This is a genomic window from Algoriella sp. (genome assembly GCF_036647415.1).
In the GTDB taxonomy this organism is placed as follows: domain Bacteria; phylum Bacteroidota; class Bacteroidia; order Flavobacteriales; family Weeksellaceae; genus Empedobacter.
Window position 1 is genome coordinate 14,833 of sequence record NZ_JAVXKG010000023.1, and the last position, 13,667, is coordinate 28,499.

Annotated in this window: 14 protein-coding genes; 4 read left to right on the forward strand and 10 right to left on the reverse strand. The window is 29.7% G+C overall.

Annotation, left to right across the window (positions count from 1 at the left end; genetic code table 11):
- Nucleotides 1-33 precede the first annotated feature (33 nt).
- The 4 genes from RSC72_RS10430 to RSC72_RS10445 form a co-directional block, all read right to left on the reverse strand.
- Complete coding sequence (locus RSC72_RS10430; protein WP_332578491.1) at nucleotides 34-2,112, reverse strand: protein-disulfide reductase DsbD family protein; 2,079 nt, start codon at nucleotides 2,110-2,112, stop codon at nucleotides 34-36.
- A complete protein-coding gene (gene tilS / locus RSC72_RS10435; RefSeq protein WP_332565971.1) occupies nucleotides 2,106-3,413 on the reverse strand; it encodes a tRNA lysidine(34) synthetase TilS in 1,308 nt (435 codons plus the stop codon). Before tilS ends, RSC72_RS10430 begins: the two co-directional genes overlap by 7 nt.
- A gap of 110 nt (nucleotides 3,414-3,523) precedes the next feature.
- On the reverse strand, nucleotides 3,524-3,931 hold the full coding sequence (locus tag RSC72_RS10440) for an RrF2 family transcriptional regulator (RefSeq protein WP_332547017.1): 408 nt from the start codon (nucleotides 3,929-3,931) through the stop codon (nucleotides 3,524-3,526).
- Nucleotides 3,932-4,008: 77 nt separating this feature from the next.
- Nucleotides 4,009-5,418 (reverse strand): aldehyde dehydrogenase family protein, encoded by a 1,410-nt coding sequence (locus RSC72_RS10445; RefSeq protein ID WP_332547016.1) that lies wholly within the window; start codon nucleotides 5,416-5,418, stop codon nucleotides 4,009-4,011.
- A 93-nt stretch (nucleotides 5,419-5,511) separates the two neighbouring features.
- On the opposite strand from RSC72_RS10445, the gene RSC72_RS10450 reads away from it, so the two are divergent.
- Nucleotides 5,512-5,946 carry a hypothetical protein gene (locus tag RSC72_RS10450; RefSeq protein WP_332547015.1) on the forward strand — a complete coding sequence of 145 codons (435 nt, stop codon included), beginning with the start codon at nucleotides 5,512-5,514 and terminating at the stop codon, nucleotides 5,944-5,946.
- 10 nt (nucleotides 5,947-5,956) lie between these two features.
- On the opposite strand, the gene RSC72_RS10455 is transcribed toward RSC72_RS10450, so the two are convergent.
- Both RSC72_RS10455 and RSC72_RS10460 read right to left on the reverse strand, forming a co-directional pair.
- Nucleotides 5,957-6,592, reverse strand: coding sequence for a LysE family transporter (locus tag RSC72_RS10455; RefSeq protein WP_332565970.1), 636 nt, complete (start codon nucleotides 6,590-6,592; stop codon nucleotides 5,957-5,959).
- Between the two features lie 173 nt (nucleotides 6,593-6,765).
- Complete coding sequence (locus RSC72_RS10460) at nucleotides 6,766-7,227, reverse strand: Lrp/AsnC family transcriptional regulator (protein ID WP_332547037.1); 462 nt, start codon at nucleotides 7,225-7,227, stop codon at nucleotides 6,766-6,768.
- A gap of 379 nt (nucleotides 7,228-7,606) precedes the next feature.
- Here RSC72_RS10460 and metK point away from each other — a divergent pair, with 379 nt between their 5' ends.
- On the forward strand, nucleotides 7,607-8,866 hold the full coding sequence (gene metK, locus RSC72_RS10465) for a methionine adenosyltransferase (protein WP_332547035.1): 1,260 nt from the start codon (nucleotides 7,607-7,609) through the stop codon (nucleotides 8,864-8,866).
- 30 nt (nucleotides 8,867-8,896) lie between these two features.
- On the opposite strand, the gene RSC72_RS10470 is transcribed toward metK, so the two are convergent.
- Together RSC72_RS10470 and RSC72_RS10475 are read right to left on the reverse strand one after the other, a co-directional pair.
- On the reverse strand, nucleotides 8,897-9,295 hold the full coding sequence (locus RSC72_RS10470; RefSeq protein ID WP_332547034.1) for a hypothetical protein: 399 nt from the start codon (nucleotides 9,293-9,295) through the stop codon (nucleotides 8,897-8,899).
- A 93-nt stretch (nucleotides 9,296-9,388) separates the two neighbouring features.
- Nucleotides 9,389-9,772 carry a hypothetical protein gene (locus RSC72_RS10475; RefSeq protein WP_332547032.1) on the reverse strand — a complete coding sequence of 128 codons (384 nt, stop codon included), beginning with the start codon at nucleotides 9,770-9,772 and terminating at the stop codon, nucleotides 9,389-9,391.
- A 145-nt stretch (nucleotides 9,773-9,917) separates the two neighbouring features.
- Between RSC72_RS10475 and fabG the strand changes: the two genes are divergently transcribed.
- Both fabG and menD read left to right on the forward strand, forming a co-directional pair.
- The gene (gene fabG, locus RSC72_RS10480) at nucleotides 9,918-10,661 is read left to right on the forward strand and encodes a 3-oxoacyl-[acyl-carrier-protein] reductase (protein ID WP_332547068.1); all 744 of its coding nucleotides are present in this window, start codon (nucleotides 9,918-9,920) and stop codon (nucleotides 10,659-10,661) included.
- 82 nt (nucleotides 10,662-10,743) lie between these two features.
- Complete coding sequence (gene menD, locus RSC72_RS10485; protein WP_332547066.1) at nucleotides 10,744-12,414, forward strand: 2-succinyl-5-enolpyruvyl-6-hydroxy-3-cyclohexene-1-carboxylic-acid synthase; 1,671 nt, start codon at nucleotides 10,744-10,746, stop codon at nucleotides 12,412-12,414.
- Between the two features lie 27 nt (nucleotides 12,415-12,441).
- Here the strand turns inward: menD and RSC72_RS10490 are convergent, their stop codons facing one another.
- Together RSC72_RS10490 and RSC72_RS10495 are read right to left on the reverse strand one after the other, a co-directional pair.
- Nucleotides 12,442-12,981: an OmpA family protein gene (locus RSC72_RS10490; protein WP_332565969.1), complete on the reverse strand. Its 540-nt coding sequence runs from the start codon at nucleotides 12,979-12,981 to the stop codon at nucleotides 12,442-12,444.
- Nucleotides 12,978-13,634: a SanA/YdcF family protein gene (locus RSC72_RS10495; protein WP_332546820.1), complete on the reverse strand. Its 657-nt coding sequence runs from the start codon at nucleotides 13,632-13,634 to the stop codon at nucleotides 12,978-12,980. The genes RSC72_RS10490 and RSC72_RS10495 overlap by 4 nt, the downstream gene beginning before the upstream one ends.
- Between the last annotated feature and the right edge of the window lie 33 nt (nucleotides 13,635-13,667).

A 13,667-nucleotide genomic window follows, 5' to 3' on the forward strand; every position in this document is an offset into this window, starting at 1 on the left:
AATTGTACTGCTTTTTATAATTATATATAAATCTTATTTTGCTTTATACTTCGCAATTCCGTCATTCAACCATTTTAAGTAAACTTCAATATCAAGTTCAGCTTCCAAAGGTTTAGAAAAACGATTTAAATCCTTATCAACCAAAATATAATAAGGCTGTGCATTCGCATTGAAATGTTCAATCTCAAAAGCAGTCCATTTATTACCAACTGTTTTTAAATTACGATTTAGTGCTTTAGAAAATACTTTTTGATCTTCTGGCAATTCTTTCGCTTCGTCAACATATAACGAAATCAAAACAACATCTTCTGTCAAAATTTTCTTTACACCTTCGTCACTCCAAACGCGCTCCTCTACTTTACGGCAGTTTGCACATGCGTGTCCAGTAAAATCTAACAATATTGGTTTTCCTACTTTTGTTGCGTAAGCTGCGCCTTGATCAAAATCTTTGAAAGATGGAATTCCATGTGGTCCAGCTACCATATTAGGATCATCAAACTTTGCAACAGCCCCACCACCACCTGTTCCTTCGTGAAATCCACGTGGTGATTCTGAATAGGTCATTGGAGGTGTTAATCCGCTCAAATATTTAAGTGGTGCTCCCCATAAACCTGGAATCATATAAACAACAAATGTAAAAGAGAATATTGCGAAAAATAATCTTGGAACTCCTATTGTTTGAGTTGGTCCGTCTAATTCTAATCTAAATTTACCTAAAAGATATAATCCTAAAAGGAAGAAAATTGCAATCCAAAATGCTAAGAAAATTTCTCTTGGTACCCAATTCATTTGCCAAACCAAATCGGCATTTGATAAGAATTTTAATGCAAAAGCTAATTCTATAAATCCTAATGAAACCTTTATTGTATTTAACCAACCTCCAGATTTTGGCATAGAATTTAACCAACCTGGGAACATTGCAAATAATGTAAAAGGAATTGCTAAAGCCAATGAAAATCCGAACATTCCGATCATTAGCGAATAATAATTTCCTCCTTGTGTAGCTTGTACTAAAAGTGAACCAATAATTGGTCCTGTACACGAAAATGAAACTAATGCTAAAGTGAAAGCCATAAAGAAAATTCCGATCAATCCTCCTTTATCTGCACCTTTATCCGCAGCATTTATCCATTTACTTGGTAACGTTAATTCAAAAGCTCCAAAAAATGATATTGCAAAAATGACAAAAACAACAAAGAATGCTAAGTTTACCCACGGATTTGTAGACATTTCATTCAGAACCGATGGTCCAAAAGTAACTGTTGCTAATAATCCTAATAAAACATAAATTACAATAATAGATAAACCATAAACAAATGCTTTACCAATTCCCTCTCCTTTCGATTTACTTTGTTTTGTAAACATACTTACAGTTAACGGAATCATCGGGAAAATACAAGGCATTAACAAAGCTGCTAAACCTCCTAAAAATCCTAAAGAAAAGATTTTCCATAAACCATTGTCTTTTTTCTCATTATCAGCTAATAAAGAATCATCAATTTTCTTAACTGTATCTTGAACAGATGAAACAGTTGTCGCTGTTGAATCTTGGTTAATTGAATCTGAAGAAACAGTTGTCGTCGCTACAGAATCTACTATTTTTTGGGAGTCTTCCTCTGCTTTTTCTTCTGTTACCTCCGTTTTATCGTCGATTTTTACAGAAGGCGTTAATTTTACTGTTCCACTTGTTTCATCTGGTGGTAAACAACGCTCTGCATCACACATCTGAAACTCTATTGTATAATTGACATTAACTGGTTTATCACCAGTAACTTTTACTTTCTGAACAAATTTTACCTGATTTTCAAAATATTTTTCATCTTGCTCAAAAATCTGACTGTATTTATCAATGCGTTTTCCAACTTCTCTAAAACTACCGACCAATTTTGAATTTGGTCCAGCTTTAAAAGTTGCATTCGCAGGAATTCCTATTCCTCCATCAGGATGTTTTGAGGAATAAAGGTGCCAACCTTTATCAATTTTTCCTGATACCTCAATTTCAAACTCATTTTGTCCAACCTCTTTTACCGAACTCGACCATTTAGCAGGACTAAATAGTTGTGCATTTACTAAAATTGGAAACAAAAAAAGTATCCAAAGTTTCTTTAACATAGTGTGATGTTTAAAAAGTTTTTACTTGCTTTTGTTGTTTTAAAACGTTCATCCAAACGATAATTTACGACCCAAATAATCTGATCTTTTTGATCACATAAAAGCCAAACTTGCTCTTTTTCTAATTTAGAGAGTTTTAAATCTTTCATAAACTTACTTATCAATTTTTTTTGACCTTTCATTCCTATCGGATAAAAATAATCTCCTTCTTTCACTTTTCGTAGTTTAAGCGGAAACAAAATTGATGTAAAGTCTACTATTTCAGTAGCATTTTCGTGTGGATTTATCGATTTCACGAACTTCAAATTTAACGATTTGATTTCAATAAAATCATCTAAAATTGTGATTTCATTGTCATCTATCTCTTCAATATTTTTTAAAAGTAAATATTCGCGGTCTTTTATTAATCTATAAGTTGTTGATTTTATTTCACTTCCCGTTTCTGCATCCAAAAATTTCAGAATTTCGTAAGGCGAATTAAAATTATATTTTTCAAATAAATAATGAATATAAGTTTCTAACGGCTCAAGTTTTTTTAATTCTTTAATCTCTATTTTTATTGGATTACTTCCTGTAAATAAACAACTTGCAAGTTCATCAACTCTTTGCTGTACAATTAAATAATTATCATTGATATGACTTAAAGTAGCCAAAAAATTCTCATCAAATTGCGTATGAACTTCTTTTAGAACGGATAAAATATGATGCCTAATCTTATTTCTTGTATAATCATCCGTGGCATTTGTATAATCTTCTCGCCAAGCTAAAGTGTTATTTTTAGCATATTCTAACAAATCATTCTTCGTGAAATTCAACAACGGACGAAAAATTTTTCCATTATCTATTTGCATTCCAACCAAACCTTTCAACCCTGTTCCACGAGATAAATTAATCAGGAAAGTTTCGATATTATCGTCTGAATGATGCGCTGTCACCAAATCTTCTAAATGGTTAATTTGTTGTATTTCTGCAAACCAGTCATACCTCAAATTTCTACAAGCCATTTCTACCGAATAATTTCCTGTTTTTTGATAGGCTTCTACATCAAATCGAACCGAATGAAATGGAATATTATGTAAACCACAATAATTTCGTACGAATTCTTCATCGCCATTCGAATCTTCTCCACGCAATTGAAAATTACAATGTGCAACCTGAAAATTAGCAGATGTTTGACGAAATAAATCTAATAAAACCATGCTATCAACTCCGCCACTTATTGCTAATAAATAACGACGAAACGTAAAATTGTGATTTTTTAATATTTCGTTGAACTTAAATTGTAGTGATTTACTTTTCATTGAATTATTGTGCAATTAACGCTAAACTATTCAAAAAACACTTACATAATTCTTTGAATATTTTATACAATTTTCTAAAAAATAAAAAGCCTGAATAAATCAGGCTTCAATTATTTTAAACTTTCTAAAGATTTATTTTCCAAAATTTCTAATGTAGAATCTCTCAATTCAACCATTACTCTATTTAAAGTACAAACACCTTCATTTGGGCAATCATCACATTTTTCGTAATAATTTTTACTTACACAAGGTAAAAGCGCAATAGGACCTTCTAAAACTCTGATCAACGACGCCAAGCTAATATCTTTTGGTTCACGTGCTAAATAATATCCGCCTCCTTTTCCTTGTTTTGAGTTTACAAAACCAAGCTTTTTTAAATCCAACAAAATAGCTTCCAAAAATTTTTTGGGAATTACTTCTGTGTCAGAAATTTGTCCAATCAAAACAGGTTTATTGGTTTCTTGCCTAGCCAAATGAGCCATTGCTTTTAATCCGTATTTCGTCTTTTTAGATAACAATTTTATATCGATTTAAATACAAAAATAGCATTGTAAGTCCTATTAAACAAATATAAATCGAAAACGTTTGAAATGATTTAAAAATATTTTATCAAAAAATTGACAACCGTTTGTTTTATTGGTTTATACGGAAAATTTAAAAATTTGGATGGAGATAATAATCGATTTACTTTAAGAATTGGTTTTAGATGCGAAAAATCTTTAAAACCTTCATAACCAGTTGAAGCTCCAATTCCCGAATTGTTAACTCCACCAAAAGGTAAATTAGGATGAAGAATATGAACCAAGGTTTCATTAATCAAAACTGCACCAGAAGAAGTTTGTGTTTTTATCTGAGTGATAAAATTTGTATTTTTAGACAATATATACAAAGCTAAAGGCTTTTCTTTCAAATTTATAACATCAATTACTTCTTCTATCTCTTTAAATGTATAAATAGGAAATATTGGTCCGAAAATTTCTTCTTCATTAATTAAAGCATCATCTGATAAGTTGGTTAAAAGAGTTGGTTTTATATATAATTCATTCTCTAGATACTCATTCCCGAAAGGAGAATTTGCTCCTTTTTGAATCGCGTCATCAATTAAATTTCTTAATCTTTTAAAATTATTTTGATTAATAATTCTTGCCAAATCATTTGATTTTGAAGGGTCATTTCCAAATGTTTTTTCTATATGCTCGGAAAAAACTTGAACAAACTCTTGTTGAAATTCTTCTTTAATTAAAATATAATCTGGCGCTATACATGTTTGTCCAAAATTAATCAGTTTTCCCCAAATAGTTTTTTCTACAGCTTCTTGCATTGGAATTGTGCCATCAATAATTAAAGGAGATTTTCCGCCCAACTCCAATGTAACCGAGGCCAAATACTTTGCTCCTGCTTCCATCACAATTTTTCCAACTTTCGGAGAACCTGTAAAATGAATGTGATTAAATTTTTTCGTCAATAAATAAGTTGTTTCCTCTACATTTCCAGCAATTAGAGCAACATGATTTTCAGGAAAAACATTTCTTATTATTTTTTCTAAAATAAGTGTAACATTAGGTGTAAATTCTGATGGTTTAAGAATTGCCGTATTTCCTGCCGAAATACAAGCAATTAAATGAACAATAGACAATTGAAAAGGATAATTCCAAGGTGAAATAATCAGACAATTTCCCATAGGTTCTGGCTGTATTTGTGCCTTAGATCCAAAAAACAATAAACTATTTTGTACCGTTTTTACTTTTGACCATTTACTCAGTTTTCTCAAAAACAATCGAATTTCTGATAATACAGGAAAAATTTCGGTAGAGCCTGCCTCTATTTTAGATTTTCGTAAATCTAGAAATAAAGCATCTTCTATTTCTTCTCGATGATTTAGAATAGATTCTTTTAATTTTCTTAAATATACTCTTCGTTCTTCAAGTGTAAGCCTAGAAATTATCCATCTATTTTCTATTTGATTGTTATAAATATGATCTATTCTATCTTTAAAATTTTCCATTACAAACTTTTGAGAATGTTAATTTATTAAATAAATTTTAAGTATTTAGATTATTCGTTTATTTTTATAAACTAAGCGCAATAAGTAAAAAATATGCAAAATAATTTGACTTTAATTGATAAATTAAATCACATCAAAAATCTATTTATTTTAGGAAAAAGTGATGGTATTTTAAATGAAAAAGAAATTCAAATCATCTCTGAAATAGCAAAACATCATCAACTCTCTATCAATGAAATAAATTATATTTTGAGTGATAAAACACAACTACCTTTTTCACTCCCTGCAACTTTTACAGATCGATTAACAATGTTATATGACTTGGTATTGTTAATGGTTTCTGATTTGTATATACATGAAAATGAACGAGAATTATGTATAGATTTGGCTAAAAAATTTGAGTTTAATCCGCAACTAATTGATGAATTAACGGAAGATATTTTAAGTTTTGTAATTGAAGGAAAAGAATGTGATGAAGCAATGAAATATCTTGTAAAGTATGCACATCCAAAGGAAAACTTAAACTAATTGATCGATTTTATTTTACCAACTGATAAATTGTTAAAAGGGAAACAACACTTGTAACTCCACCAATAACGTAATTAATATTTTTTAAAACAAATGAATTGTCTTTCGATTTATTATTAAACATACGTAGGTACAAATAAAACATCATAAGCGAACCAATAACAACGCCTAAAGTAAATATAGAACTATTCGGATTTCCGAAAACTATAACGTTATAAGAGGTTAATGTTGCGCTCAAAAAAACATAAAACGGAATAGGAAAAATATTAATAGAAGCTAAAAATAAACCATAAATAAATTTATTTTTCTGCTTAACTTCGTTGTTTTCAAGCTTTTTTTCTTGCTTTTTTCGGTCAATATTTTCTGCAAAAAAGAGAAAATATATGGTTAATACAATAAATACAAAAAGCCCTATTTCGCGAAATAACAAGGTTACTTTTTCATTAAAATTAATAAATTTAGCAAAAAATATTGCTAAATAAACCTGAATCGAAATCACAATACCTACACCACTTATAAAAGTATATGCGCTTTTATATCCTTCACTCTTACCTATTTTCACCACAGTCATATTCAACAAACCTGGCAAGGAAGTACCAAGTAAAGCTGTAAAAATTCCGATAAGTAAAAGCTCTATATATTGCATTCTGATTATAAGCGTATCTAATAAAAGGATTCAAATTTAGGAATAAACTTTTGGACAACTTATTTATTAAAGATGATTTTTATGCATAAAACAAAAATCCCTCAATTAATATAATTAAGGGATTTTTGGTTATTCAATAGATAAATTACCGTAATTTAAAAAAGATATATTTTTTACAACAATTGATATGCAGTATCATCTTTTATATCACCAATAACAAAAGTACTATGCGTACTACCAATTACCTTGATTGTTGTTAATTTATTTACCATAAAATTTCGGTATTCGTCCATATTTTCAAAAGACATTTTTACAATATAATCATAATCACCACTTACATGAAAACATGATTGGACTTCTTTCAAATTTCGAATCTCAGTCTCAAACTCTTTAATATTTTCTTGGGAATGCTGTTGTAGTTTGATATGACTAAAAACGAGTAATTCTCTGTTTATAAATCTTCTATTTACTAAAGCTACATATTTTTCTATAATACCAGCTTTTTCAAGTTTCTTAATTCGTTCGTGTATTGCTGTTGAAGATAAGTTAAGTTTATCAGACAATTCCTTGTAGGTAATCTTACTGTTTTCTTGTAAATACATTAGTAGTTGTTGGTCGAGAGTATCAAATTTCATTAAAAATTAATTTTCTCCAAAGTAAGAACTTTATTTTGAATATTTATCTAAAATAATTTTAAATTATATAATAAAATAGAAAATTATTGACATTTTAATTAAAAAACATAATATTTATTCTAAAACACTTTTTGATTTTGATTTTTTAAATAATTCCTTCTAAATTTATCACAATCATACCTAAAAAAAAATATTCAATTTGATTATTAAAATTTAATGATTAAATACTTTTCTTATTCATATAATTCATTGTATATTTGTTCTCGAAAATCAAAAAGAGGAAAGATTTGACTGATTGCAACCTCATAAAAACAATTGCTAAAACAGGACTTCAGTTGACTCCTTCTCTATTTTTTAATTTATTAAAAAACACTATTCAATGTCATACTTATTTACATCAGAATCAGTTTCTGAAGGGCATCCAGATAAAATTGCCGATCAAATTTCTGATTCTATCTTAGATCACTTTTTAGCTTTTGATGCAAAAAGTAAAGTTGCTTGCGAAACATTGGTTACAACAGGACAAGTTGTATTAGCAGGAGAAGTAAAATCTAATGCTTACATAGATTTACAAAAAGTTACAAGACAAACTATTGCAGAAATCGGATATACGAAAAGTGAATATATGTTTGATGCAAATTCTTGTGGAATTTTATCAGCAATTCATGAGCAATCACCAGAGATTAATCAAGGTGTTGTACGTGAATCTGATGAAGAGCAAGGAGCTGGAGATCAAGGAATGATGTTTGGTTATGCAACTAACGAGACAGAAAACTTTATGCCTTTAGCATTAGATTTATCTCACAAATTATTAAGAGAATTATCTAATATTCGTAAAAACGAGATTGAATTATTACCATATTTACGTCCTGATGCAAAATCTCAGGTAACAATAGAGTATGATAATGATAACAAACCTGTTCGTATAGATACTATTGTTATCTCTACACAACATGATGATTTCGCAAACGAAGAAGCGATGCGCGATAAAATCACAAATGATATTATTAACATTTTGATTCCTCGTGTTAAAGTACAATTACCAACTCACATTCGTGATTTGTTTACAGCTGATATTAAATATCATATCAACCCAACAGGAAAATTCGTAATTGGAGGACCTCACGGAGATACAGGTTTAACTGGTCGTAAAATTATTGTAGACACTTACGGAGGAAAAGGTGCTCACGGTGGTGGTGCATTCTCTGGAAAAGATCCATCTAAAGTTGACCGTTCTGCAGCTTATGCAGCGCGTCACATTGCAAAAAACTTAGTTGCAGCAGGTGTTGCAGATGAAGTTTTGGTACAAGTTTCTTATGCTATTGGTGTTGCTGCACCAGTTTCTTTATTAGTAAACACATTTGGAACAGAAAAAGTTAATTTAACTGAAGGAGAAATCTCTAAGAAAGTTTTTGAAATTTTTGATATGAAACCTTTTGCTATCGAGCAAAGATTCAAATTAAGAAGTCCTATTTACAAAGAAACTGCTTCTTACGGACATTTAGGACGTCAGCCTCAAACTGTTACAAAACGTTTTGAATCTGCTAACGGACAAGAAGTTGTAGAAGTTGAAGTTGAGTTATTTACATGGGAAAAATTAGATTTCGTAGAGCAAGTTCAAGCTGCTTTCGGATTATAATCTATTCAAAATACAACAATAAAAAAGACGCTAATTTAGCGTCTTTTTTATTATATCTTTCTTTAAACCACTCACAAACCACGTTTCATTTTTTGTTTGATAAGAAATATTCAGACTATCTTTTGTCATCATAATTAGTTTACTTGGCGTCCAATCTACATTTCGTAATGTATTACCACCAGTCATTTCCATCTGGATATTTTCTAATGATTTTATTGATTTAAAATTTCCTTCAAAATCAAATTTATATACATTATTTTTTTGCGAAACTCGCACTACTCCATTTCCTTTCACAGTATCATTTATAGAATCTTTATAGACAATATATCGTTCATATTTATCTTTATAAATTGTATTTTCTACATCATCTTCATTATTACAAGAAAGTAAGAATATAAAAAACGAAGCAATAATAATCACATTTCTCATAAACCAAAGTTATTTATAAGATAACAAGAACTAACTCATTTTATTGCACAAAAAAAGACGCATAAAGCGTCTTTCTATTATTTCTATTAGTTATTATCTTGTTGCATTAGCTGTCCAAGTTTTACCATCTTTTGTATAAATAATTGTAAGTTTATTACTATCTATTGTTATAATAGAAGATTCATTAGATCCGATATTTACTAAAGTATTATCTCCTTTTTTCTCAAACTCTACTCCATTCAAATCAGGAATTTTATCCGAAAAAGCAAAATTATACTTCGTTCCGCTAGCAATTTTTGTTACAAATACACTTCCACTATTAGAAGATATATTATTTGTTCCTTCTCTATAACTTATGCTTCCTTTATATGTTCCTGCAAAAAAATCATTGTTAGCAGGATCATCATCATTGTTACATCCTGTAAATACAAATAATGCAAAAACCGTAACGGCTAATAATTTTAATAAATTCTTCATGTTTAATATTTTTTTATTGTTTGTAGATAATCACATTTTCAACTATAATACCACAAATTGTTAAGATTTATCATTCAAATGAATTTTAACATTTTTAACTCTCAATAAAAATTGTATTTTTGAGCTTTAATAAATAGCTATAAACATGAATTTATTGCAAGGTAAAACAGCAATCGTAACTGGTGCAACACGTGGTATTGGAAAAAGTATTGCTGAAGTTTTTGTAAAAAATGGCGCTAACGTTGCCTTTACTTATGCTTCTTCTGTAGAAAAAGCAAACGCTTTGGAAGAAGAATTGGGACAATTCGGAAAAATAAAAGGATATCAATCTGATGCTTCTAATTATGAAGCTGCTCAAAAATTAGTTGAAGATGTTTTGGCTGAATTTGGTCAAATTGATATTGTAATTAATAATGCAGGAATCACAAAAGACAACTTATTAATGAGAATGTCTGCAGAAGATTTCGAAAATGTAATTCAAACAAACTTAAATTCTGCTTTCAATTTAACTAAAGCTGTCATCAAACCTATGATGAAACAACGCTCTGGCTCTATCGTTAACATGTCTTCTATTGTAGGAATTAAAGGAAATGCTGGACAAGCAAATTATGCTGCATCAAAAGCAGGATTAATTGGTTTCTCAAAATCTGTAGCTTTAGAATTAGGTTCTCGTAACATCCGTTGTAATGCAATTGCACCAGGATTTATCGAAACTGAAATGACAGAAGTTTTAGACCAAAAAGTGGTTGAAGAATGGCGTAATGGAATTCCATTGAAACGTGGTGGACAGCCAGAAGACGTTGCAAATGCATGTTTATTCTTAGCTTCGGATTTATCAAGTTATGTAACAGGACAAGTTTTAAGTGTTGACGGAGGTTTACACACTTAATTCTATAAAATATCATACTTTTATAAAGGTTTTGTTTAGTAAATTTGCTATTCAAAACCTTTTTTAATCTAAGAATTTCCAATTGAGAAAAATATCAAATAAATTAAATGTTCAATTAATTGCCGAAACTTTTTTAGCTTTCGGAATTGATCATATAATTCTTTCACCAGGCTCTCGCAATGGCGCTTTGACTATGCAATTTGCTAACGACAAACGTTTCAAAACATTTAGTGTGATTGACGAACGTTCGGCTGGTTTTGTGGCTTTGGGTATGGCGCAACAAATTCAGAAACCTGTTGTAGTATGTTGTACTTCTGGTTCGGCAACTGCAAATTATTATCCCGCAATTACAGAAGCTTTTTTTCAGAATGTTCCTATAATTGTGCTTTCTGCCGATCGTCCAGAACATTTGGTAGATAATTTTGATGGACAAACTATTCGTCAAAAAGATATTTTTGAGAAACATTCTGTTCATAATGTTCAGCTTTCTGAGAGTGAAGAAACAGATGATTTGACACGAAATATGTTGTTAACAAAATATGCGTTAATAGATTGTATGCACAAATCTGCTCCAATCCATATTAATATGCCATTTTCTGAACCTTTGTACGAATATGTAACCGAATCTGCAATAGAAATTGATACAATAACAATTCCGGCAAAAGAGTATCCAGAAATTGATGTGATTGATTTTATGAAACGTTGGAATGCTTCTGAACGTAAAATGATTTTGGTTGGTTTACATCATCCTGATTCAGAATTTGGAAAATTTGTGAAACAATTGGCGCAAGATGATTCTGTCGTTGTGCTGAATGAAGTGACTTCTAATATAAATGATAAAAGATTTTTCAATAAAATAGATCAAGTTATTTTCCCGTATTCTGACGAAGAATTGGAAACATTGAAACCAGATATTTTATTGACAATTGGACAAAATGTGGTTTCGAAAAAGATAAAAAAATTCTTGCGTGACCACAAACCAACACAACATTGGCATTTGGACGAATATTGGCAACCAGATACTTTTCAGGCTTTGACAGATAAAATTGAAACAAAACCTGAATTGTTTTTAGAGCAATTTGTACCATTTGTAAATCCAAAAGAATCTGATTATTACGAAACATGGAATACAATTCGTGAAGCGAACAACGTTAAACACAACAATTACATCAATATGATTCCGTTTTGTGATTTGAAAGCGTTTGATTCTATTATTCGAAATTATCCCGAAAATTGGCAAATTCAATACGGAAACTCGACTGTAATTCGTTACGGATTATTGTTTGATCACAAAAATTCTAATCCTGTTTTTTGTAACCGCGGAACCAGTGGAATCGACGGCTCTACTTCTACCGCTGTCGGTGCTTGTATTGCTTCGGAGCAAAATACGGTGATGATTACTGGAGATATTTCATTTTTCTATGATTCAAATGCTTTGTGGAATGTGAATATGCCGAATAATTTCAGAATTATTTTGATTAATAATGGTGGAGGAAATATTTTTAAATTTATTCCTGGACCTTCTGAAAGCGATGTTGTGGAAGATTTCTTTGTTACAAAACATCATTATACGGCAGAATTATTGGCAAAAATGTACGATTTTGAATATCAATCGGTCAATAATTTAACTGATTTAGAAACAACTTTCAAAGATTTTTACAATGAAAGTAATCGTCCGAAGATTTTAGAAATAGATACTCGAAATGCGGATAACGATACTATTCTAAGAGCTTATTTTAGTCGTTTAAAATAAAAAATATTCATAATAAAAGAGAAATCATCAATTACTTGGTTTCTCTTTTCTAATTCCAAATGAAATTCTATTTTCTTCTTTAAGTTTCCATTCTGGACATTCTTCATCAATGCATTCTTTCCATCTTAAATCTGAATCAAGTTTTAATTCGATGCTAATATTCTTAAATATCTTATTATTTTTAATCATATATTTTTTGACATTTTCAGCTCTTTTCTTTGCTAATCTTTTCAACTTATTTTTATCTGAATCTAAATTTGTATAACTAATAATTGATAATTTCTCAATATCTTCTACTTTTAAAGAATTTAAAAATGATGAAATAAAATTATCAAGTTGTTTTAATTCAGATTCACTAATTTCAGTTTTATCTTTATCAAAGTAAATTGTCGGAGTCGAATAACAAATCATTTCTTGCCACTGACATCCATTATTTTCTTTTGGACCTTTTACAGTTGGACAATGATCTTCAACATCAGGAATTCCATCTCCATCAGTATCAATCAAATCTTGAGCAAATATAATTGGACTAAAAAATATATTTATGATGAATAAAAGTGATTTCATATTATCTCAATTTTCTCTCCCAAAAATTTTGGTTGAACATTAAAAAAGCTATCAATAAAAACTTTAGTTCGAGCAAAATATTCGCGAATATTTGTTTTCAATCCTGCATGTTTATTGACATCTTTGGCATTATAACCAAAAGCTTTAATTCCGTTTTGACGAGCAATATAAACTGCACGCTCGTTATGAAATTCTTGCGAAACAACAATAAATTCATTCTGACCAAAAATTTCTTTCGCGCGTATCATAGAATCTAAGGTTCTGAAACCTGCATGATCTAAATAAATCACATTTGCTGGAATTCCATTTTTTATCAAGGCTTGTTTCATTGCTTCTGGTTCATTGTAGTTTTTTCTTCCATGATCTCCACTCAAAATAAAATGCGTTACTTTTCCCGATTTATACAATTTTGTCGCAGCTTCTATACGATACGTAAAATAATAATTTTGATAACCGCCCACCAAGTTTGGCGCAGTTCCCAAAACAACTGCAACTTTTGTTTTCGGTAAAATTTCTAATTTATCTGTAACAAATTCTTCGGTTGATTTTTCTATTTTATAATTAGCAAAAGTTGTAAATAAAAGACTTGATATTGCTAAAATTAAAATAGTATAAAATGTTTTTTTTAGAAACTTTTTCGTTTTGATTTTCATCGAATAATTAGAATTAGATTGATTGTTAAAAAT

What these genes read in the sequence shown, in the direction of transcription:
- RSC72_RS10430 (WP_332578491.1), bottom strand. Translation starts at nt 2,112, where the DNA reads ATGTTAAAGAAACTTTGGATACTTTTTTTGTTTCCAATTTTAGTAAAT.
- tilS (WP_332565971.1), bottom strand. Translation starts at nt 3,413, where the DNA reads ATGAAAAGTAAATCACTACAATTTAAGTTCAACGAAATATTAAAAAAT.
- RSC72_RS10445 (WP_332547016.1), bottom strand. Translation starts at nt 5,418, where the DNA reads ATGGAAAATTTTAAAGATAGAATAGATCATATTTATAACAATCAAATA.
- RSC72_RS10450 (WP_332547015.1), top strand. Translation starts at nt 5,512, where the DNA reads ATGCAAAATAATTTGACTTTAATTGATAAATTAAATCACATCAAAAAT.
- RSC72_RS10455 (WP_332565970.1), bottom strand. Translation starts at nt 6,592, where the DNA reads ATGCAATATATAGAGCTTTTACTTATCGGAATTTTTACAGCTTTACTT.
- RSC72_RS10460 (WP_332547037.1), bottom strand. Translation starts at nt 7,227, where the DNA reads ATGAAATTTGATACTCTCGACCAACAACTACTAATGTATTTACAAGAA.
- metK (WP_332547035.1), top strand. Translation starts at nt 7,607, where the DNA reads ATGTCATACTTATTTACATCAGAATCAGTTTCTGAAGGGCATCCAGAT.
- RSC72_RS10470 (WP_332547034.1), bottom strand. Translation starts at nt 9,295, where the DNA reads ATGAGAAATGTGATTATTATTGCTTCGTTTTTTATATTCTTACTTTCT.
- RSC72_RS10475 (WP_332547032.1), bottom strand. Translation starts at nt 9,772, where the DNA reads ATGAAGAATTTATTAAAATTATTAGCCGTTACGGTTTTTGCATTATTT.
- fabG (WP_332547068.1), top strand. Translation starts at nt 9,918, where the DNA reads ATGAATTTATTGCAAGGTAAAACAGCAATCGTAACTGGTGCAACACGT.
- RSC72_RS10490 (WP_332565969.1), bottom strand. Translation starts at nt 12,981, where the DNA reads ATGAAATCACTTTTATTCATCATAAATATATTTTTTAGTCCAATTATA.
- RSC72_RS10495 (WP_332546820.1), bottom strand. Translation starts at nt 13,634, where the DNA reads ATGAAAATCAAAACGAAAAAGTTTCTAAAAAAAACATTTTATACTATT.